Below are 20,922 nucleotides of genomic sequence, written 5' to 3' on the forward strand. Positions count from 1 at the left end.
GCGGCCCCCGCTGCGGTGGCCGCGGCCGGGCACCCTGCGCGCCCGGCTCACCGCGGGACTGCTGGTACTGCTCGCCGTGGCCTGCGCCGCGGTGGGCGGCGCCGCGATCCTGCAACTCGAAGGCTTCCTCACCGACCGCCTGGACCAGCAACTCTCCGCCACCGGCAGCGTGTTCGCGGCCAGCCTGGAACACCCGGGCACCGGCCACAACGACCACGACGGCGACGAGCACGGCGACACCCGCCGCCAGTCCGCCGGCACCCTGGGCGTCCGCCTGGTCGACGGCCGGGTCACCAACGCCGCCCTGGTACGGCACACCGACGACCCCAGCGACCTGGTCGCCGTCCACCTCGGCCCCGGCGACGCCCGGACCCTCGCCGCCGTCCCCACCGACGGGCACGGCCACAGCGTCGAACTCTCCCCGAGGAACCTGGACGACTACCGGGTGATGGCCTGGCGCGGCCACGACGGCGACACCCTGATCACCGGCCTGCCGCTGGAGCCCGTCCAGTCCGCCGTGCACCGGCTGGAACTCGTCGCCGGCAGCGTCTTCGGCCTGGCACTGACCGGGGCGGGGATCGCGGGCGCGCTCTGGGTGCGCTGGTCGCTGCGTCCCCTCAGCCGTATCGCCGGCACCGCGACCCGGGTCAGTGAACTCCCCCTCGCCAGCGGGGAGGTGGCGCTGCCGGCCCGGGTCCCCGCCACCCGCCCCCGCAGCGCCGAGGTCGACCAGGTCACCCTCGCCTTCAACCGGATGCTCGGCCATGTCGAGGACGCCCTCACCCACCGCCAGCGCAGCGAGGAACGCCTCCGCACCTTCTCCGCCGACGCCAGCCATGAACTCCGCACCCCCGTCGCCTCGGTCCGCGGCCACGCCGAACTCGCCCTGCTGCACCCCGGGCCCGTACCCGCGGCGGTGACCCGGGCACTGGAGCGGATCGCCGCCGAGTCGGGCCGGATGGGCGCCATGGTCGACGACCTGCTGCTGCTGGCCCGGCTCGACGCGGGCCGCCCCCTGGCCCGCGAGCCGGTCGACCTCACCCGGCTCGTCCTCGACGCGGTCACCGACGCACGTGCCGCGGGCCCCGACCACCGGTGGGCCCTACGGCTCCCCGCCGAACCCGTCACCGTCACCGGCGACGCCCACCGACTCCACCAGCTCCTCGCCAACCTCCTCGCCAACGCCCGTCTGCACACACCCCCCGGCACCTCCGTCACCGTGGGCGTGGCGACGGAGGACGACGGCACGGCCCGCCTCACCGTCACCGACGACGGCCCAGGCATCCCGCCCGCCCTCCGCGACCAGCTCTTCGAACGCTTCGTCCACGGCGACACCCCCCGCACCCCCGGCGGCGGCTCCGGCCTCGGCCTCTCCATCGTCACCGCGGTCACCACCGCCCACGGCGGCACCACCGCGGTCACCTCGGAACCGGGCGCCACCACCTTCACCGTCCGCCTGCCGCGCGGGGAGGCGGACCCGGGGGACACGGCCTGATCCCGGCCGGGTCCGGTTTCCGGCAACGGGCGCGCGGCCCACAGGGCGGGGCCGCGCTGTGGGCCGCCGCCCCATGGAACGGGCGGCGCCGGCTTCCTACATTCGGCAGTCTCCGGGTCCGCGTCCCGGTCACGCCGCCGACCGGCCTGGCCGGTTCCCGCCCGGGTGAGGAACGTGCCACGAGAAACGTCGCACACGAGGGAGCCCCCACATGTTCGCCGCACGCACCCGGCGTCTCGCCACCGGCGCCGCGCTGACCGCCACCGCCCTGCTGGCCCTGACCACCACCGCCCACTCCGCCCCCGCCCGCCCCACCGCGCACCCCGCCGCCGCACTGCAAGAGGTCACCGGCTTCGGGTCCAACCCCGGCCACCTCCGGATGTTCGCCTACGTCCCGGACTCGCTGCCCGTGGGCGCGCCCCTGGTGGTCGCCCTGCACGGCTGCACCCAGAGCGCCCAGGACTACTACGCGCACTCCGGCTGGGCCGAGCTGGCCGACCGGTACCACTTCGCGGTCGTCTTCCCACAGACCGACAGCGGCAACAACATCCAGTCCTGCTTCCAGTGGTTCGACCCCGCGAAGGACGGGCGGGACCAGGGCGAGGCGGCCTCCGTGAAGCAGATGGTGGACACCGCCACCGCGGCCTACGGCACCGGCAGCGGGCGGGTGTTCGTCACCGGGCTGTCCGCCGGGGGCGGTATGACGGCCGATCTGCTGGCGGACTACCCGGACGTCTTCGCGGGCGGCGCCGTCAACGCCGGCCCGCCCGCCCAGTGCGCCACCAGCCTCCTCGCCGCCACCCAGTGCCAGATGAACGACCAGCGGCTGACCCCGGCCCAGTGGGGCGACAAGGTCCGCGCCTCCTACCCCGGCTACCAGGGTCCCTGGCCGCGGGTCGCCATCTGGCAGGGCACCGCGGACTACACCGTGCGCCCCGTCAACGGCACCGAACTGCGCGACCAGTGGACCGATGTGCACGGCGTGAGCAACGAACCGGCGGCCACCACCCAGCTCCCCGGCAACACCACCGAGACGACCTACGGCCCCGACCCCGCCGCCCCCGAGGTGGCGCTCTTCTCCGTCCAGGGCATGGGCCACGGGCTGGCCGTCGGCCCCGGCTCCGGCGACACCGCCTGCGGGAGCACCGGCGCCTACTTCCTCGACGCCGTCTGCTCCTCGTACTACACCGCCGCCTTCTGGGGCATCACCACCGGCTGAGGCGCCCGCCTCAGCCGGTGACGCCGGGCGGGTCGCCCATCACCGTGTGCAGGCGGAGCGCGACCTGGAGTTCGAGGGAGTGCTCCGGGGTCTTCCAGCCGGGGCCGAGCAGGCTCTCGATCCGGTCCAGCCGCTGCACCACGGTGTTCACATGCACATGCAGCAGCTCCCGGGTGCGGTTCAGCGCCCGCCCGCTGGTGAAGTAGGCGTCCAGGGTGCGGACCAGGGCGGTGCCCCGCCGGGCGTCGTACTCCAGCAGCGGGCCGAGGGTGCCCGTGACGAAGCCGTGCACATCGCGCTGGTCGCCCAACACGACGCCCAGGAAGCCGAGTTCGGCGACGGACGCGCCGTCGCCGGTGCGGCCGAGCGCGTGCAGGGCCCGCAGGCAGCGCACCGCCTCACCGTGCGCGTCCACCAGCGCGGCCGGGCCGGACGCGGGGCCCGCGGCGGCCACGGTCACCGGGCTGCCGACGGCCCGGCCCAACTCCCCGGCCAGGTCACGGGCGAGCCGCCCCGGCGCCGCCTGCCGCTGTGCGCCCGGGGACGGCCGCGGCCCGTCCAGCGGCTGCAACAGGACGAGCGTGCCATGGTGTTCGGCGCTGACCACACCGGGGAACCGGGTGAGCCGGGACGGCACCACGAGGTTGAGCCGCTCCCGGGCCGCCTCGGTGGTCTGCGCCACCAGCACCAGATGGCGGCAGCGCAGATCGACACCGAGCCGCAGCCCCCGCTCGACCAGTGCGGCGTCCGGCGGTGTCCGCCCGGCGGCGGAGGTCCCCCGCCCCCCGAACTCCCGCTGCGGCGAGGGGAGTTCGGTACTGCGGCCCGCGGCGTCGAGCAGGTCCGCGACGAGGTTGCCGCGCAGCCGGTTCTCCGTCTCCGCGGCCCGGCGCCGCAGCAGCAGGAGCAGTCCGGTGACGACGGCGGCACGCTCGAACAGGCGGCGGTCGGCGTCCTCCAGCGTCCGGCTGTCGTGCAGTACCAGGGAGGCGAGGAGTTCGGGCCCGGCGAGTACGGCGCACACCCAGCGCCCCGCCCGGTGCACGGCCCGCCCCGCGGCCCGCGAGGCCTCCGTCGCCTCCGCGAACCAACCACCGTCCCCACCAGGCGAGTTGTCCCCGTCACCCCCGCCGTCCGTGTCCTCTGTGCCGTCCGTGTCCTCCGTGACGTCCGGCGGGAAGTGCGCCCCGTGCTCGTCGGTGGCGGCGATCGGGGCGCCGCTCTGGTCGTGCAGGGAGATCGGGGCGTGCAGCAGGCGGGCCAGGGCCGTGGCGATCTGGGGCACGTCGCCGCCGCGCAGCACCAGGTCGGTGAGCCGGTCGTGGGCCTCCTCCGCCCGGTGCAGGGCCTCGGTCTGGCGGCGGACGATCTCGTTGGCGGCGGCCAGGTCCTTCAGCGCCTGCCGGGTCTCGGCGATGCTGCTGGCCGTGTCGATGGCCACCGCCGCATGGGTCGCCAGGGACAGCAGCAGCGCGATCTCGTCCGGGGTGTAGGAGCGCGGCGCCCGGTCGGCGGCGAACAGCACCCCGATCACCTTGCGCGAGGAGTCGGCGCGCGAACCGAGCAGCAGCGGCACCCCCAGGATGGCGACCAGACCCTCGTCCAGTACCGCGGAGTCGATGCTGCCGGTGTGGTGGAAGCGGGTGTCGGCGGGGTAGTCGGCCGAGGCGTAGGGGCTGGCCGTCTGGGCGACCAGGCCGCCGAGCCCGTCGCCGAGGCCGAGGCGCAGCCGCTGGAAGGCGGGCGAGACGGACCCCTCGGTGATCCGCATATAGGTGTCGCCGGCCTCCTCGTCCGGCAGCGTCAGATACGCGGTGTCGGTGCCGAGCAGACCGCGGGCCCGGCGCACGATCGCCCGCAGCACGGTGTCCAGGTCGGTGGCGGCGGCCAGGTCGCCCGCCGTGTCGAAGAGGCCGGAGAGTTCCAGTTCGCGCCGGCGGTGCTGGCGCAGGGCGCTGCTGATCCGCAGCGTCCGCCCGGTGGCCCGCTCCACCTCCCGCAGGTGCGCGGCGGGCAGCCCGGCGGCGCGGGCCGAGGCGAGCAGCGCGCTCAACTCCTCCGGCGGGGCGCCCCGTTCCAGCAGATCGAGCAGGTCCCCGAGGTAGGGGGCGGCGGAGGGCTCGGGCACGTGGTCACCTGCGTTCGCGGTCCGGTCGGGGGGCGGGGGAGCGGCGGAGCGGGCCGGGCCACTGTAGACGCGCCCGGCCCGCTCCGGACCCCTCCCGGCGGTCAGCGGCTCGGCGCCTCGGTGCCGGCCGCGTCCCGCACCCCGTCCGCGGACCCGTCGGCAGCGTCCCCGTCCTCCCCGACGGTGGCCAGGTCCCGGCCACGGGTCTCGGCCGCCAGGAACACCGCGATCACGGTGATGACGGCGGCCCCGGTGACGTACAGGGCGATCGGGCCCGGGGCGTGGTAGGCGCCGAGCAGGGCGGTGGCGATCAGCGGGGCGGGGGCGCCCGCGACGACCGAGGAGACCTGGGCGCCGATGGAGGCGCCGGAGTAGCGCAGCCGGGTCGCGAACATCTCGGAGAAGAACGCCGCCTGCGGTGCGTACATGGCGCTGTGGAAGACGAGCCCGACGACCACCGCGAGGGTCAGCGCCCAGAACGACCTGGTGTCGGCGAGCGCGAAGAACGGCCAGATCCACACCCCGATACCGATGGCACCGGCCAGGTACACGGGCCGCCGCCCGACCCGGTCGGACAGCGCGCCGAACAGCGGGATCAGGCAGAACTGCACGGCCGAGCCGATCAGTACGGCGTTCAGCGCGGTCTGCCCGGACAGCTTCAGATGGGTGACGCAGTAGGCGAGGATGAACGCCGTGAGGATGTAGTACGAGACGTTCTCCGCGATCCGGGCGCCCATCGCGGCCAGGATGTCCCGCCAGTGCCGGCGCACCACCTCCACCAGCGGCGGCTTCTCCGCGGACTTGTCGCGGCGCGCCTCCGCCTTCGCCAACGCCTCCTGGAACAGCGGCGATTCGTCCACCGCCAGCCGCACCCACAGCCCGACCAGGACCAGCACCCCGGAGGCGAGGAACGCCACCCGCCAGCCCCAGGTCTCGAAGGCGTGCGAGCTGGTGGTACTGGTCAGCAGGTCCAGCACGCCGACGGCGAGGAGGTTCCCGGCCGGTGCGCCGCCCTGCGGCCAGGACGCCCAGAAACCGCGGTGGCGGGCGCTGCCGTGCTCGGACACCAGCAGCACCGCGCCGCCCCACTCACCGCCCAGCGCGAAGCCCTGCACCAGCCGCAGCAGCGTCAGCAGGATCGGCGCGGCCACGCCGATGGTGTCGTAGTCGGGGATGCAGCCGATCAGGAAGGTGGCGCCGCCCATCATGAGCAGGCTGGTCACCAGGAGTTTCTTGCGGCCGATGCGGTCGCCGAAGTGCCCGAACACCATGGCGCCGATGGGGCGCGCGGCGAAGCCGATGGCGTAGGTGAGGAACGACAGCAGGGTGCCGGTCAGCGGGTCCGTGCCGGGGAAGAACACCTTGCCGAAGACGAGGGCCGCGGCGGAGCCGTAGAGGAAGTAGTCGTACCACTCGACGGTGGTGCCGACGAGGCTGGCGGCCACGACCCGTCCGAGACGGGCTGGCCGGGAGGACGTGCCGTTCACGGGCGCTCCCCTTTCCGGGATGTTCCGGATGTGTGGGTTGTGGACTTCTGGTCTTGCGGGCGTGGCGCGGAGGTGCGCGACGGGTGCGGTGCGCGACGGGTGCGGTGCGTGTCAGTGGGCGGTCCAGCCTCCGTCCAGGACCAGGTCGGTGCCGGTCACCGAGTCGCTGCCGGGACCGCACAGCCACACCACGGCCGCCGCGACCTCCTCCGGTTCGATCAGCCGCTTGACCGCGCTGCGTTCGAGGAGGACCCGGTGCAGGACCTCCTCCTCCGGGATGCCGTGCGCCGCGGCCTGCTGCCCGAGCTGCCGCTGCACCAGGGGCGTGCGCACATAGCCGGGATTGACGCAGTTGCTGGTCACCCCGTGCGGCGCGGCCTCCAGGGCGACGGTCTTGCTGAGCCCCTCCAGCGCGTGCTTCGCCGTCACATACGCGCTCTTGAACGGGCTGGCGCGCAGACCGTGCACCGAGGAGATGTTGACCACCCGGCCCCAGCCCCTGGCGTACATGCCCGGCAGGGTGCGGTGCAGGATCCGGAACGGTGCCTCGACCATGATCCGCTGCATCCGGGCGAACACCTCGGGGTCGAACTCCGTGACGGGCGCGACGTGTTGGAGGCCCGCGTTGTTGACCACGATGTCCGCCTCGGCGGGCAGGGTGGCCACCGCGGCCGGGTCCGCCAGGTCCACCACATGGGCGCGGCCGCCGACGTCCGCCGCGGTGCGCCGGGCGGCCGCGGTGTCGATGTCCACCACCTCGACCCGCGCCCCGCTGCGTGCCAGCGCCTCGGCGCAGGCCCGGCCGATGCCGCTGCCGGCCCCGGTGACCAGCGCCGTCCTGCCCGCCAGCACACCGGGTCCGCCGCCCGCGGCCCGTACCGCGTCGTTCGCTTCATCCATGGGCGGCACGTTAGAAGTGCCCGCAACGCCGCCCTATAGCGCCGGAAACCACAAGCCGCGACGGCGAGATGGCGCCACCTCCCATAGGAGCCACCGGCGTTCGCCCCCTATTACTGGGGGACCTTCCGAGGGCCGCGACACGGGCCGACCGACGACCTACGGAGCCACCATGCGCCTCCCCCTGCGCCGCCTCGCCCTGCTCGGCGCCGCGCTGACCGTCTGCGGTACCCTGGGCACCGCACCACCGGCCGCCGCCGCGTCCGCCTGCTCCCACGCGGCCCGCGCCGCCGTACCGGGCGCCGCCCACCAGGAGCGGGCCTGCCTGCCCGATCTGACGACCGCCGCCCTCGCCGGCACCCGCTACACCGACACCGCCGACCAGGCCGGCCTCGCCGCCGCCGGCACCCGCAACCCCAGCGGCGTCCCCGGCCTCCAACTCGACGGCTACTTCCCCGACAGCTCGCACACCAACGCCCGGCACGGCTGGCAGCACGACGCGCAGTTCGTCATCCGCCTCCCCGAGCACTGGAACGGCGGCCTCGTCATCACCGGCGCCCCCGGCAACCGCGGCCAGTACAGCACCGACGGCCTCATCTCCGACTACGTCCTCGCCGCCGGGTACGCCTACGCCGCCACCGACAAGGGCAACACCGGCCCCGACTTCTACCGCGACGGCCGCCGCCCCGCCGACGCCGTCGCCGAATGGAACCGGCGCACCACCCAACTCGCCCGCGCCGCCCGCACCACCGTCCACCGCTACTACGGCCGCCCCGCCCACCGCACCGTCATGACCGGCATCTCCAACGGCGGCTACCTCACCCGCTGGCAGTTGGAGAACCACCCGGAGCTGTACGACGGCGGCGTCGACTGGGAGGGCACCCTGTGGACCGCCCACGGCCCCAACCTGCTGACCCCGCTGCCCACCGCCGTCGCCTGGACCCTGGGCCGCGCCACCGCCGCCGACATGTACCGCGCCGGCTTCGCCCCCGGCTCCGAGTTCCTCTGGCCGTACCACAGCAGCACCTACTGGGGCCTGACGCAGAAGGCCTACCGCGCCTCGGTCGACCCCGGCTACGACCCCGACTGCCCCGGCAACAGCGCCGGTTCGACCCCCGGGGAGATCCTCGCCCCCTGCCGGTCCGACGCCCGCTACGACTACCGGGACCGCCCCGCCGCCGTCCACCGCGCGGTCTCCCGCATCGCCCTGACCGGCAGGCTCACCCGCCCCCTCATCACCCTCCACGGCACCCTGGACACCCTCCTCCCCCAGCGCACCGACTCCGACGTCTACCGGCGCATGATCGAAGACGCCGGCCGCAGCGCCCTGCACCGCTACTACGCCGTCGCCGACGGCACCCACGTGGACGGCCTCCACGACACCTTCCCCGACCGCCTGCGCCCGATACTGCCCTGCTACCGCAGCGCCTTCGACGCCCTCACCACCTGGACCACCCCCGGCCCCCCACCCCCCGCCGGCCACACCATCCCCCGCGCCCCCCACACCGACGAAACCAACACCTGCCCGCTGCGCTGACCCCAACTTCCCCTGGAATCCACCCCGTTGGTGCACGGGTTGCGCCCCGTTGAGGGGTGAGGTTGAATCCAGCACGGACCGAGCCGGGGCGAGTTCACACCCTACGGCCTGTCATCCGTTTTCCGCCTGTCGTCCAGGCCCGCCGCCGCGCGTCCACGCCGGTGGCGTGCCGCTTTCGACGTGTGGCCACGTGCCACGCAATTCAAGGGGGTATGAGAAATGGTCCGCACTCGGCATCCATCCTCGCGCGGCGGTACGGCGGCGGTCCTCCGGCCGTGACCGGCCCCGGGGCGGTCCCACCACGGCCGACTCCAAGTGCCGTGCGGCCAGGGCGAGTTCGGCCCAGCCGCTGAGGTATCGCACCATGTTTCACGGAATTCCACAGAACACATCCATCGGCGATCCACTCCGTCCCGTCGCCGCACCGCGGTCAGCCCTGAGCTGAGACCGGCGGAGTGGCGCATCACGTCCATTGCGCAGAACGGCGGGGGCTCCCATGAAAATCTTCGTCACTGGTGGTGCCGGGTTCATCGGCTCTCATTTCGTACGGCGCCTGCTGGCGGCCGGCGGCAGCGAGGTGACCGTCCTGGACAAGCTGACGTACGCGGGCAACCGGGCCAACCTTCCGAAGGAGGACCCCCAACTCCGCTTCGTGCGGGGCGACATCAACGACGGGGCCCTGCTGGCCGAGTTGCTCCCCGGACACGACGCGGTGGTCCACTTCGCCGCCGAGTCGCACGTGGACCGGTCGCTGAGCGGCGCCTCGGACTTCGTCCTGACCAATGTGCTGGGCAGCCAGGTGCTCTTCGACGCCTGCCTGAAAGCTCGTGTCGAGCGGGTCGTCCATGTCTCCACCGACGAGGTCTACGGCTCGGTGCCCGAGGGCTCCTCGCTGGAGGGCGACCCCCTGCTGCCCAACTCCCCCTACGCGGCCTCCAAGGCCGGCGGCGACCTGCTGGCCCGCTCCTACTTCCAGTCCCACCGGCTGCCGGTGGTCATCACGCGCTGCTCGAACAACTACGGGCCGTACCAGTACCCGGAGAAGGTCATCCCGCTGTTCATCACCAACCTGCTGACGGGCAAGCAGGTGCCCGTGTACGGGGACGGGCGCAACGTCCGCCACTGGCTGCACGTGGACGACCACTGCCGGGCCATCGAACTCGCCCTGGAGAAGGGCACTCCCGGCGAGATCTACAACATCGCCGGCGGACCGGAGCTGAGCAACCTCGACCTCACCATGCGGATCCTGGAACTGTGCGGGGCCGACGAGCGCCGCATCCAGTACGTCACCGACCGCAAGGGCCACGACCTGCGCTACTCGGTGGACTACTCCAGGATCACCGAAGAGCTGGGCTACCAGCCGCAGAAGTCCTTCGACGAGGGCTTGGCCGAGGTCATCGACTGGTACCGCGACAACCAGTGGTGGTGGGCCCCGCAGACGCAGCCCGTGGACCCCGCGGCCGGGGCGGAGCAGGCCGGCTGAAGCGGGGAGCGGGGGCCCTGCCGGGAAACCGACGGGTCGTCAGAAGTGAACCCCCATAGTCGCGTGGTCCACCAACGGGGCCGCCCGTAGCCTGCGGCTTCAGGCCGTCTTCTCCCCGTAACAGAGGGAAGTGTCATGCGCGTTCTGTTCACCCCCGCGCCGATCAGTGCCCACATCACACTCGTCGCACCGCTCGCGTGGGCCCTGCAGACCGCGGGACACGAGGTCCGGGTGGCGGTGCCGCCGAACTTCACCGGGCAGGTCACCGACTTCGGCCTCACCCCGCTCCCGGTCGGCGAGAGCATCGATCTGATGGCGGCGGCGGGGACCTCCGACCCCGCCGAGATCGCCGCCCTCACCGGTCTGCACAGCGACGGAACCCCACGGGCCGAGACGATCCGCTTCCGCACCACCTGGCTGTCCGCGCTGTACTTCGGCAGCGGGCTCGCCGGTGCCAGCCTGCGCGGTTCGATCGACGACCTGGTCGCCTTCGCCCGCTCCTGGCGGGCCGACCTGGTGATCTCCGGCTTCTTCCACGGTGGGGTCGTCGCCCGGGCGAGCGGCGCCGCGCACTTCCGGATGCTCACCGGCCTGGACCACATCGGGCGGATGCGCACCGAGTTCCTCCGGCAGCAGCCGGCCGGTGCCGGGGACGACCTGCGCCGCATGGTCGAGGAGACCCTCCAGAAGTTCGGCTGCACCTACACCGAGGAGGTCCTCACCGGCGAGTGGGCCCTGGACCCCATGCCCCAGGCGCTGCGCCTGCCCGACGGGTTGCCCGCCGTGCCGGTGCGCCAGATCCCCGTCAACCGGCCCGACGTCCCCCCGGCGTGGCTGCTGGAGCCGGCGCTGCGCCCCCGCGTCTGCCTCACCCTCGGACTGTCCGGACGCGAGGCCTACGGCGAGAACTCCGCCGCCCTCAACTTCCTTGCCGCCGCCGGGAGTCTGGACATCGAGGTGGTGGCGACGCTCACCGCCGCCCAGCTCCCGCCGGACGTCACCGTCCCCGGCAATGTGCGCCTGGTCGACTTCGTACCGCTGGACCAGTTGCTGCCCACCTGCGCCGCCGTCATCCACCACGGCGGCATCCTCACCGCCTTCGCCGCGCTGCCGCACAAGGTCCCGCAGATCATCGTGCCGGCCGCAGTCTGGGACGAGAGCGAGGTGGCCCGGTACCTGCACCGGCTGGGCGCCGGAGTGGCCCTGGAGCCCGAGGAGGCCACCCCGGAGCGCTTCGCCCAGGTGCTCCAACAGGCCCTGCGGGAAGGGCGGTTCACGCAAGGCGTCGAGCGGGCCCACCGTGATCTGCTGGCCATGCCCACACCGAACGAGGTCGTCCCCGCCCTGGAGCGGCTGGTCGCCCGGCGCGAGACCCGCTGACCCCGCGTGCACCACCGTCGGGAAGCCCCGTACGCCGAGACACGCAGAGATTGGGTGAACAGATGAGCACGGCATCTTCGGGCAAGGCAGGGCTGCGGGAGTGGGCGGGCCTCGCCGTTCTCGCCCTGCCGACTCTGCTCCTGGCAATGGACAACACGGTGCTGTTCCTGGCACTGCCCCACCTCACCGTGGACCTGGACCCCAGCAGCACCCAGATGCTCTGGATCATGGACGTCTACAGCTTCCTGCTGGCCGGCTTCCTGATCCCCATGGGGTCGCTGGGCGACCGCATCGGACGCCGTCGGCTGCTGCTGGCCGGCACGGTCGTCTTCGGCGCCGTCTCGGCGCTGGCGGCCTACTCCACCAGCGCCGAGATGCTCATCGTCACCCGCGCGTTGATGGGTGTGGCCGGAGCGGCACTGATGCCCTCCACCCTCTCCCTGATCCGCAACATGTTCACCGACGCCAAGGAGCGCACCACCGCCATCACGGTATGGATGGGCTGCTTCATCCTGGGGATCGTGCTCGGCCCCCTGCTGGGCGGGGTGCTCCTGGAGTCCTACTGGTGGGGCTCGGTCTTCATCATCGCCGTACCGGTGATGGTGCTGCTCCTGGCCGCCGGCCTGCTGCTGCTCCCCGAGTACCGCAACCCCGAGGCCGGGCGCCTGGATCTGACCAGTGTCGCCTTCTCGCTCGCGGCCACCCTGCCCGTCATCTACGCCCTCAAGAAGATCGTCAACGACGGCTTCGGCTGGCTGCCGCTGGTGTGCCTGCTGGCCGGACTGGTCTCCGGTGTCCTCTTCCTGCGCCGGCAGCGCAGGACCGACGAGCCGCTGATCGACCTGGCGCTGTTCACCAACCCGGCCTTCGGCAGCTCGCTGTGCGTGCTCACCTTCAGCATGTGCGTGATGGGCAGCACCTTCTACCTCTTCACCCAGTACCTGCAGCTGGTGCAGGGGCTGTCCGCGCTACGCACCGGCCTGTGGCTGCTGCCCGCGGCCGCCGTGATGATGCTGGGTGCCGGAGCCGTGCCGCAGCTCGCGCAGAAGATCCGCCCCGGCGTCCTGATCGGCAGCGGGCTGCTCGTCTCCAGCGTCGGCCTGGTCATCCTGGCCCAGGTCGACGCCGACTCCTCCCGCTGGCTGCTGATCGCCGGGTTCCTGGTCCTGATGGTGGGCCTCACCCCGATCATGATCCTCGGGGTGGACATGATCGTGGGCATCGCGCCGCCGCAGAAGGCCGGCAGCGCCTCCGCCCTCTCCGAGACCGGTTCCGAGTTCGGTGTCGCCCTGGGCCTCGCCACCCTCGGCAGCGTCTGCACCGCCGTGTACCGGAGCGAGCTGGAGTCCCTGCCCGACAGCACACCCGCGGGAGCCGCCGAGGGCATCCGCGACACCCTGGCGTCCGCGATGGCGGTCAGCGAGGAACTCCCGGCCCGCCTCGGCGCCCAGGTCGCCACCGCTGCGCAGGAGGCCTTCGTCTCCGGTATGCAGGCCAGCGCACTCACCGGAGCCGGCCTGGTGGCCGTCACCGCGCTCCTCGCCCTGGTGCTGCTGCGCCGCGTCCCCCTGGTCGCCGAACTCACCACCGAGGACGACGCCCCCGCCGCCGTCCCCGTGGAGCGGTGACCCGCAGCCGGTACGGTCCGGCACAGCTGAAAGCCGCAACCTCCCCTGATGCGGGGGAGGTTGCGGCTTTCCCTTCCGGTGGAACGCGGCCCGGTGAGGGACCGGAGGCGCCTACGCCCAGTCAGCCCTTCGCGGCCTCGGCCTCGGTCTCGGCCTGCGCCTTGACCACGGCCTCGGCGCGGCGGCGTACCGCGCCGAGCCAGACGCGGCGGATGATCTCGCTGCCGACGCGGATGGCGAACCAGTAGAGGCCGAAGCGCTTCCTGCTGGGCGCGTCGGTGGCGTACACCCGGGTCTCGCTGGTCAGCAGACCGTCCGCACAGCGGAAGTTGACCGCGATCTTGATGTGCTTGGCAGTCTCGAAGGACCGGAACTTCTCGGTGGGTGTCTCACCTAACGCGAGCGGCGGTCCCATCCACGGGCTGCAGATCAGTCCGCTGACCAACTCGTCCTCGCTGCGGGCGAGTTCGGTGTACCCCATGTCGGTGAACTGGTCCATGACACGCGAGTCGGTCCGGGTGCCGCCCGCCAGGCCCCGCAGCGCCAGCAGCCCGCGGAAGACCGGCACTTCACGCCAGGTCAGCTCGTCCACCGCGCTCATCACGGTGGCGGTCGGCGCCGCCACCGCGATCTGGTGCCGCTCGTGGTAGTGCCAGTCGGGCAGCACTGTGTCGAGATGCATGTAGACCCTCGGCTCTGAGGAAGGGGAATGCCGGTTCAGCTCTCCTGCCGCCCGGCGAGGCTGTGCAGGCAGGCTACCAACGTGCGTGCCTCCACGTTCAGATAGTGGCTGTGCCGCAGCAGACCGCTGAGCTGACGCAGCGTCATCCAGCGGAACGCCGGTGACGGCGCCTCCACTTCGGCCTCGACGACGAGATACCGGTTGAGGGCGTGGTGGAAGCGCCCGCCCTCCTCGGACAGCATCGTGTCGAACCTGATCTGCTCCTCTGAGGCCCCCAGCACCACATCCAGCAACTCCGGCCGCGGCAGCCGCGCGTAGTTCTCCGGATTGCACTGGACCGTGGGCGCCAACTCGGCCGTGTCCACCGACCCGGCCTCCGCCCCCAGCCGCACCAGCACATGCAGGACGCCCGCGAACTGCCGGACCACGAAGGCGATGACACCCGGCCCGCAGGGCTCGATCATCGGCTGCGACCAGCGGGCCACCTCGCGGCCGCCCGCCGTGACCCGCACGCCGATGACCCTGAAGTAGCTGCCGTCCTCGTGCGTGATCTCCCCGTCGTGCAGCCGCCAGCCGGTGAGCCCGTCCAGCGGGACCGGCCGGCGCCGCACCTCGGTCATGGTCCGGGTGTCGGTGATCCAGCTGAGATGGTCGCCGAGCGTCTGCCGGGCCCGGTCGGTGACGCAGGAGCGGACCAGGGCGGAACGGAAGTCGTCCCCGTCGCAGCCCAGCGCGGCCCCCAACTGCGCCCCGGTGTACGGCAGGCAGGAGAGCACCGTGCGCGCATCCATGTTGATCACGTCGTCCTCCGCGAGCAGGCGGTGGACCTGGCCCAGGGAGAGCCAGCGGAAGCCGTCCAGGACCTCGACCTCGCCCTCGGCCTCCACGACCATGTTGCGGTTGCGCTTGCCGAGGAACCACGAGCCCTGCTCGGACTGCCGTACGTCGGCGATGACCTGGCGCCCGGTCAGGTCTCGGAAGTACTCCAGGTAGGGAACCGGTCGCCCGCCGTGCACCCGCAGATAGTTGCTGCGGGTGGCCTGGACGGTGGGGGCGAGCTGGAGGCCGTTCCGGTTGCCGGGCTCGACCTTGGCCTGCATCAGCAGATGCGGGACCCCGTCGAACTCCTTGACCAGGATGCCGAGAATCCCCACCTCGGGCTGGTTGATGATCGGCTGGCACCAGCGGGGCACCACCGCCCCCGGAGCCTCGACCTCCAGGCCCTCGATGCTGAAGAACTTACCGCTGTGGTGCCGCAGATAGCTCGTGTCCGGGGCGCGTTCCCACCCCTCCAACCGGTCCAGCGGCACGCGTTCGACGGTGGTGTAGGCACGCTGCGCGAAATCGGCCAGCCACCGCCCGATCGTCTCCGGGGCGGCCGGTTCGCGCCCCGCGGACAGAGCCGAGAGGGCGAACCGGCCGCCGAGCGCTTCCTGACTGTCGGCGACCAGCGCCGGTTCAGTGATCGTCATGGCTCAGGCCGGCACCAGACTGAGGAGGTACTGCCCGTACGCCGAACCGGCGTTCTGCCGGCCCAGGCGATGACACTGCTCCAGGTCGATGAACCCCATGCGCAGCGCGACCTCCTCCGGGCATGCGATCCGCACGCCCTGGCGCTCCTCCATCGTCTGTACATACAGGCCGGCCTGCATGAGCGCCTCCGGGGTGCCGGTGTCCAGCCAGGCGAAGCCGCGCCCCAGGTTGATCAGACGGGCCTGGCCGCGCGCCAGATACTCGCGGTTGACGTCGGTGATCTCCAGCTCGCCGCGGGCCGACGGGCGGATGTTCTTGGCGATGTCCAGCACCTGGTGGTCGTACATGTAGAGGCCGGTGATCGCCCGGTTGGAGCGGGGCTTCTCCGGCTTCTCCTCGATGGAGACCAGCCGGCCGTCCCCGTCGGTCTCTCCCACGCCGTACCGCTCCGGGTCGTGCACCGGGTAGCCGAAGAGCACGCAGCCCTCCACCTCGCGGGCCGCGCCCTGGAGGGTGTCGGAGAAGTGGTGGCCGTGGAAGATGTTGTCGCCGAGGGCCAGCACCGAGGACTCGCCGCGGATGTGGTCGGCCCCGATCAGCAGCGCCTCCGCGATGCCCTTCGGCTCCCGCTGCTCGGCGTAGCTGATGTTCAGGCCGAGGTGGGAGCCGTCCTTGAAGAGGGCTCGGAAGCGGGGGAGATCGTGCGGGCTGCTGATGATCAGGATGTCCCGGATCCCGGCCAGCATGAGGACCGTGAGCGGGTAGAAGATCATCGGCTTGGCCGCCACCGGCAGCAGATGCTTGGTGATCACGCTGGTGGCGGGGTAGAGGCGGGTTCCCGACCCCCCGGCCAGGAGTATCCCCTTCATCGGCGTCTCATCCCCACCACGAGTTCTCGATCTGCCGGCAGACCTCGTACTCGGGAAGGATCCCGGCGGTCTCCGCCTCGGCGAGGGTCATCGCCACGCCGTCGCGCTCGGACATGATCGGCTCGATGCCCTCGGGCAGCGGCAGGTCGAGAGCCGGGTCCAGCGCCGACAGGGCGAGTTCGTTCTCCGCCACATACGGCTCGGAGAGCATGTAGGACACCACGGTGTCCTCTTCGAGGGCGACGAAGGCATGGCCGACCCCGACGGGGAAGTACATGCTCCGGAAGTCGAGCTGGTCGAGCAGGACCGCGTCGGTGGCACCGTAGGTCGGCGAGCCGACTCTCAGGTCCACCACGATGTCCAGGGCCGAACCCCGCGCGCAGTACACGTACTTGGCGGTGCCGGGCGGGGTCGCGGTGAAGTGGACCCCGCGCACCACGCCCTTCCTGGAATTGCTGTGGTTGGTCTGCCGCACCGGGAACAGCGGCTTGCCGTGCGCAGCGGTGAACGCCGCCCCCTGGAACGGGGAGACGAACAGGCCCCGGTCGTCGGGGAAGACCTTCGGGGTGAACTCCAGCGCGCCGTCCACCGCGAGTTTGCGAGCTTCCATGGCCAACTTCCTTTCCTGGTAGGCGGATCTCAGAGCGAGGACAGCACGTCGCGTACCGCGCTGATCACCTTGTCCTGGAGGCCGACGGGCAGCGAGGGGTACATCGGCAGGGAGAAGATCTCCTTGGCCAGCGACTCGGTCACCGGCAGCGAGCCGGTCTCGTAGCCGAGGTGGGAGAAGCCGGTCATGGTGTGCACCGGCCAGGGGTAGCTGATGTTCAGGTGGATGTCATGGGCCTTGAGGGCCTCCAGGATCCGGTCCCGCTCGGGGTGGCGCACCACGTACACGTAGTAGACGTGGTCGTTGCCCTCGGCGAGCCGGGGGAGGACCAGGTCGGTGTCGCCCAGACCGTCGGCGTAGCGCTCGGCGACCGCCCGCCGGTCGGCGACATAGGTGTCCAGGCGGGTGAGCTTGCGGCGCAGGATCTCCGCGTGCACCTCGTCCAGGCGGCTGTTGTGCGCCGGCGTCTCCAGCGTGTAGTAGACGTCGTCCATGCCGTAGAAGCGCAGCCGCCGCAGCTTGCGGTCGACGGCCTCCTCGGAGGTGACGGTGGCGCCGCCGTCTCCGTAGGCTCCGAGGACCTTCGTCGGGTAGAAGGAGAAGGCCGCCGCGTTCCCCATGGTGCCGGCGAGCCGTCCGTGGTGGCGCGCGCCGTGCGCCTGCGCGCAGTCCTCGAAGATCTTCAGGCCGTGGCGGGCGGCGATCTCCTCCAGCGGCGCCATCTCCACGCACTGCCCGTACAGGTGGACCGGCAGCAGGCACTTGGTGCGGTCGGTGATCGCCGCCTCGACCTTGGTGGTGTCCATGAGGAAGTCCTCATCGCGGACGTCGACGAAGACCGGGGTGGCCCCGATGGCGTCGATGGCGACGACGGTGGGCGCCGCGGTGTTCGACACCGTGATCACCTCGTCGCCGGGACCCACACCCAGGGCCTGGAGGCCGAGCTTGATCGCGTTGGTGCCGTTGTCGACGCCGACGCAGTGGCTCACCCCGTGGTACGCGGCGAACTCTTCCTCGAAACCGCGGACGCTCTCCCCGAGGACGAGCTGCCCCGACTGGAAGACCTTCTCTACGGCCTCCAGGATGTCGGCGCGCTCCTTCTCGTACTCCAGCAGGTAGTCCCAAACGCGTGTCGTCATCAGCTTGTTGCCTCCGTCAGAGCGCCGACGGTGCGGTCCACCGCCTGGCGCAGGGGAATCTTGGGTGCCCAGCCGGTCGTGGACCGGAATCGGGACGGGTCGATCGTGACGCTGAGGAAGTCGGTGGCCGGGGCGTGATCCGGCGGTGGTACCGATGTCACCGGCACCGGCGCCTTCCCGGTGTGGGCGGCCACCGACTCGGAGATGAGGCGGAACACCTCTCCCAGTTCGTTGCCGGTGCCCGAGCCCAGTACCCAGTACTGCCCGAGCAGCGGCCCCGGATGGTCCATCGCGGCCAGGAAGGCGTCGGCGATGTCCGCCACGTGCACGAGGTCGCGCTTGACCGTGCCGTCGTGCCACATGGTCAGTTCCTCGCCCTTGAGGGCCTTGCGGATCATGAAGGACACCACACCGCGGTCGAACGCGGAGGTGCCCGGCACATGCCCGAAGACCGTGGGCAGCCGCAGGCTGGTACCGCGCACGGTGCCGGCCGCGGTGGCCTCCAGCAGCAGGCGCTCGGCGCGGAGCTTCTGCTCGTCGTAGGGGGTGGCCGGCGCGTCGGGCTCGGTGCCGTCGATCGGCATCTCGGGCGGGGCGCCGATCTGGGAGGCGGCGCCGGCCTGGAGGACCAGCGGCGACAGCCCCGGCGTCGAACCGATGATCCGGACCAGGTCGCGCAGCACCCCGACGTTGACCAGTTCGCTGGCCGGGTCCTCCGCCGCGGCCCGCCAACCACCCGTGTACAGCAGCAGGTTGATGACGGTGTCCGCCCCCGCCACCACCTCGGCCAGTGCCTCACGGACACTCAGATCCGCGGTACGGACCTCGAATTCGGCCACCGAGTCCTCGGGCACCTGGGCGGGCCTGCGGCTGACCGCCCGCACCCGGACCGGCCGGTCCGCGAGGGCCGCGAGCACCGCGGAGCCGACGAAGCCCGAAGCACCCAGGACCACCACCAGCGGCTTCATCGCATGCCTCCGGCGTGGGCCCGGACGAGCCGGCCGTGCTGCCCTGACGGAACGGCGGGCGCGGCCTCCGTCCCGGGTGTGTGCGGCGGTTCCGCGGTGCCCGGTGCCCCGGGCGCGGTGTGCAGGAAGGTCATGGGTGATCTCCCGGTCTGGTGGGTGGCTCGGTCTGGCCGGCAGGGCGGATCGCTTCCACCGGCCGGTTCGGCGGGGCCGCGGTGTCCGCGGCGCAGCTCAGGAACTGGTCGATGTCCTCGGAGAGTTGAGGGATCTGTTCCAGGTGGCAGAAGTGCCCGTACTCGGGGCGGAGCCTGATCTCGGCGCTCGGCAGCCCCTCGTGCAGGGCAGTGGCCCGCTCCACGGGCAGCCCGCCGTCGGTGGTACCTGCCACGACCAGCGTGGGGACCTTGATTCCGGTCAGTGCGAAGGCGCCGGAGGCCACGTACTCCTCGTAGAACACCGGGAAGCCGGTGGAGACCGCCCGTTCGAGTAACCGCTCCTCCATCAGGGTGCGGATCTCGGGGTCCATCCTCGCGGCCTTCGGACCGAGTGTCGCCTCCAGGCCCAGCCGCAGAACCTGCCGGTACAGCCCCAGTAAGCCGTCGTACAGCTCATCGCTGACGGGTAGTGAGGCGGGCCGGTAGACCGGGGCGATCAGCACCACGGCCGAGAGTCCGGCGGGGGGTTCGGTGAGGCGGGACAGATGGCCCAGGAGCACCGTCGCCCCGAAGGAGTGGGCCATCAGGGTCGTGGGCGGCTCCGGTACCAGGGCCAGTCCTCGGGCCAGCCACTCTCCCGGTGTGGCCTCCCTGCGCCACCGGAAGTCGGTGCCGGCGTGCCAGGGCAGTCGGAGCGCGTACGGCGTTCCTCCAGGTAGGCGCGGGGCTATCGGACCCCAGTCCGACCAACTGCCCTCAAGGCCGTGCACGGCCACCACCGGTGGTCCCGTGCCGGGCCCCCGCCACACCTCCAAACCATCCTCGGCTGCCACTCTCAGCCAGTTTCCACCCGTCATCAGGTCCACAGACTTCGAAGGGCGCGGCTGTCTCGGCAGGGTCATCAACTGGCCTTTCCGCAGTACGGTGCTGGCGATTCGGATGCACGGGTACCCATGGTGATGGCGCTGGGGGGCCACCATACGATCGGCGCCGCCGGAAACGGAATCCATATGGGGGTTCACCCATCATCAATGGGGTCCGCAGGATCGCCCGGCGTGAATCACCAGAAATGACCTCGTGCGAACGTTCCCTTGCGCCCGCCGAAAATCCCGGGTGTACTGGGGTGGAACTCCTCGCGCATTCCCACGGGATTCCGCTTCGAGAGGCGTCACGCATGCTCCGGAATCGATGGTGGACCAGGCGTCATACGTGATGTGTAGGCGAATTCCTCGCTCCCGTTCCGGCTGGACAGCGGCTCCGCCCGTACCCGCCCGCACGGGCTCCGCCGCAGGGGCCTCCCGGTGCCGCCGCGGAACCCGCGCGGGAAGGGTACTCCCTTGTGTGCAGGGGCAGTTGGGGCTCGGAAGGTTCGTAGGCTGCCGGGACCGGCTCCCCCACATCCCGTTCCGCACACCGCCCCGTCCGGCCGACCGGTGGGGCCCTCCGGAGACCCTGTGCAGCGTCGTCCCGTACCCCGCCGTCATCACCCGGATCGCCTGTCGCCCTCGCCCCGCCTACTCGAACACAGTTCGCACGACATCGTGGATCAATACCGACAAGGCCGAATTGGGTTCAATACCGGACCGGCGCTGCGGCTCCCGCTCCCTGGGTTTTCTCCCAGGCTGCATACCGGCCGCACACGCTTGCGCAAAAAAGCAATCCGAGATGCCGCCAGGACATCGAGAAATAAGCCGTGCGCGACTTCACCTGCGCCTCCCGGCAAGTATTCCGGAAATCCCCGGATGCGACCCGTTATCCCATTCTCCACAACG

16 protein-coding genes are annotated in these 20,922 nt (G+C 71.8%); 6 read left to right on the plus strand and 10 right to left on the minus strand.

Going from position 1 to position 20,922, the window contains the following annotated elements; translation table 11 throughout:
- Nucleotides 1–10: 10 nt before the first annotated feature.
- Nucleotides 11–1,495, plus strand: coding sequence for a sensor histidine kinase (locus ACFVST_RS07810; protein ID WP_390147996.1), 1,485 nt, complete (start codon nt 11–13; stop codon nt 1,493–1,495).
- Nucleotides 1,496–1,706: 211 nt separating this feature from the next.
- Nucleotides 1,707–2,714: an alpha/beta hydrolase family esterase gene (locus ACFVST_RS07815; protein WP_390147922.1), complete on the plus strand. Its 1,008-nt coding sequence runs from the start codon at nt 1,707–1,709 to the stop codon at nt 2,712–2,714.
- Between the two features lie 10 nt (nt 2,715–2,724).
- Here ACFVST_RS07815 and ACFVST_RS07820 read toward each other — a convergent pair whose 3' ends face one another.
- The 3 genes from ACFVST_RS07820 to ACFVST_RS07830 all read right to left on the minus strand — a co-directional run bounded on the left by ACFVST_RS07820 (nt 2,725) and on the right by ACFVST_RS07830 (nt 7,229).
- Nucleotides 2,725–4,842, minus strand: a complete 2,118-nt coding sequence (locus ACFVST_RS07820) for a helix-turn-helix domain-containing protein (protein ID WP_390147923.1) — start codon at nt 4,840–4,842, stop codon at nt 2,725–2,727.
- Nucleotides 4,843–4,943: 101 nt separating this feature from the next.
- Entirely contained in the window at nt 4,944–6,329 is a 1,386-nt protein-coding gene (locus tag ACFVST_RS07825) for an MFS transporter (RefSeq protein WP_390147925.1), read from the minus strand.
- Nucleotides 6,330–6,440: 111 nt separating this feature from the next.
- Entirely contained in the window at nt 6,441–7,229 is a 789-nt protein-coding gene (locus tag ACFVST_RS07830) for a 3-hydroxybutyrate dehydrogenase (RefSeq protein WP_390147927.1), read from the minus strand.
- A gap of 169 nt (nt 7,230–7,398) precedes the next feature.
- On the opposite strand from ACFVST_RS07830, the gene ACFVST_RS07835 reads away from it, so the two are divergent.
- From ACFVST_RS07835 to ACFVST_RS07850, 4 genes are all read left to right on the plus strand, one after another.
- Nucleotides 7,399–8,763 (plus strand): tannase/feruloyl esterase family alpha/beta hydrolase, encoded by a 1,365-nt coding sequence (locus tag ACFVST_RS07835; RefSeq protein ID WP_390147929.1) that lies wholly within the window; start codon nt 7,399–7,401, stop codon nt 8,761–8,763.
- Between the two features lie 496 nt (nt 8,764–9,259).
- Nucleotides 9,260–10,246, plus strand: a complete 987-nt coding sequence (gene rfbB / locus ACFVST_RS07840) for a dTDP-glucose 4,6-dehydratase (protein WP_390147931.1) — start codon at nt 9,260–9,262, stop codon at nt 10,244–10,246.
- 135 nt (nt 10,247–10,381) lie between these two features.
- Nucleotides 10,382–11,626, plus strand: a complete 1,245-nt coding sequence (locus ACFVST_RS07845) for a nucleotide disphospho-sugar-binding domain-containing protein (protein ID WP_390147933.1) — start codon at nt 10,382–10,384, stop codon at nt 11,624–11,626.
- Nucleotides 11,627–11,688: 62 nt separating this feature from the next.
- Nucleotides 11,689–13,254, plus strand: coding sequence for an MFS transporter (locus ACFVST_RS07850; protein ID WP_390147935.1), 1,566 nt, complete (start codon nt 11,689–11,691; stop codon nt 13,252–13,254).
- A 121-nt stretch (nt 13,255–13,375) separates the two neighbouring features.
- Here ACFVST_RS07850 and ACFVST_RS07855 read toward each other — a convergent pair whose 3' ends face one another.
- The 7 genes from ACFVST_RS07855 to ACFVST_RS07885 all read right to left on the minus strand — a co-directional run bounded on the left by ACFVST_RS07855 (nt 13,376) and on the right by ACFVST_RS07885 (nt 19,983).
- On the minus strand, nt 13,376–13,936 hold the full coding sequence (locus ACFVST_RS07855; RefSeq protein WP_390147937.1) for a hypothetical protein: 561 nt from the start codon (nt 13,934–13,936) through the stop codon (nt 13,376–13,378).
- Between the two features lie 35 nt (nt 13,937–13,971).
- Complete coding sequence (locus ACFVST_RS07860) at nt 13,972–15,408, minus strand: NDP-hexose 2,3-dehydratase family protein (protein WP_390147939.1); 1,437 nt, start codon at nt 15,406–15,408, stop codon at nt 13,972–13,974.
- Between the two features lie 3 nt (nt 15,409–15,411).
- The gene (rfbA, locus tag ACFVST_RS07865; RefSeq protein ID WP_390147941.1) at nt 15,412–16,278 is read right to left on the minus strand and encodes a glucose-1-phosphate thymidylyltransferase RfbA; all 867 of its coding nucleotides are present in this window, start codon (nt 16,276–16,278) and stop codon (nt 15,412–15,414) included.
- Nucleotides 16,279–16,285: 7 nt separating this feature from the next.
- Nucleotides 16,286–16,888 carry a dTDP-4-dehydrorhamnose 3,5-epimerase family protein gene (locus ACFVST_RS07870; RefSeq protein ID WP_390147943.1) on the minus strand — a complete coding sequence of 201 codons (603 nt, stop codon included), beginning with the start codon at nt 16,886–16,888 and terminating at the stop codon, nt 16,286–16,288.
- A gap of 29 nt (nt 16,889–16,917) precedes the next feature.
- A complete protein-coding gene (locus ACFVST_RS07875) occupies nt 16,918–18,027 on the minus strand; it encodes a DegT/DnrJ/EryC1/StrS family aminotransferase (protein WP_390147945.1) in 1,110 nt (369 codons plus the stop codon).
- The gene (locus ACFVST_RS07880) at nt 18,027–18,995 is read right to left on the minus strand and encodes an NAD-dependent epimerase/dehydratase family protein (RefSeq protein WP_390147946.1); all 969 of its coding nucleotides are present in this window, start codon (nt 18,993–18,995) and stop codon (nt 18,027–18,029) included. Before ACFVST_RS07880 ends, ACFVST_RS07875 begins: the two co-directional genes overlap by 1 nt.
- Before the next feature lie 130 nt (nt 18,996–19,125).
- Nucleotides 19,126–19,983 (minus strand): alpha/beta fold hydrolase, encoded by an 858-nt coding sequence (locus ACFVST_RS07885; RefSeq protein WP_390147948.1) that lies wholly within the window; start codon nt 19,981–19,983, stop codon nt 19,126–19,128.
- Nucleotides 19,984–20,922: the final 939 nt, after the last annotated feature.

This window comes from Streptomyces sp. NPDC058045 (assembly GCF_042885635.1).
Taxonomy (GTDB): Bacteria; Actinomycetota; Actinomycetes; order Streptomycetales; family Streptomycetaceae; genus Streptomyces.